Source organism: Rhizobium sp. UBA1881 (assembly GCF_002338015.1).
In the GTDB taxonomy this organism is placed as follows: domain Bacteria; phylum Pseudomonadota; class Alphaproteobacteria; order Rhizobiales; family Rhizobiaceae; genus Rhizobium.
The window spans coordinates 12150-12470 of the sequence record NZ_DDHH01000172.1 but is presented as its reverse complement, the minus strand read 5'-3'; the positions used below and the strand labels follow the sequence as shown (position 1 = coordinate 12470).

Genomic DNA, 321 nt, shown 5'->3' with positions numbered 1-321 from the left:
CGGCGCCAAGGGCGGCGTCGGCGCCTCGACCATCGCGCATAATTGCGCCTTCGGCATCTCGCGATTGTTTTCGACCGAGACGATCCTCGCCGATCTCGACCTGCCCTACGGAACGGCCAATATCGACTTCGATCAGGACCCGACGCAGGGGATCGCAGAGGCGGTCTATGCCCCGGAGCGCCTGGACGAGATGTTCCTCGACCGCCTGCTGACGAAGTGCTCCGAGCATCTTTCGCTGCTGGCCGCTCCGTCAATCCTCGATCGCGCCTATGATTTCGACGGACACGCCTTCCAGCCGGTCATGGAGGTGCTGCAGCGCAG

General features: G+C 63.9%; 1 protein-coding gene. It reads left to right on the top strand.

Translation table 11 applies throughout. From position 1 onward, the window contains the following. The coding region (locus B3605_RS21090; protein ID WP_414707002.1) for an AAA family ATPase at positions 1-321 on the top strand (321 nt) is incomplete at both ends.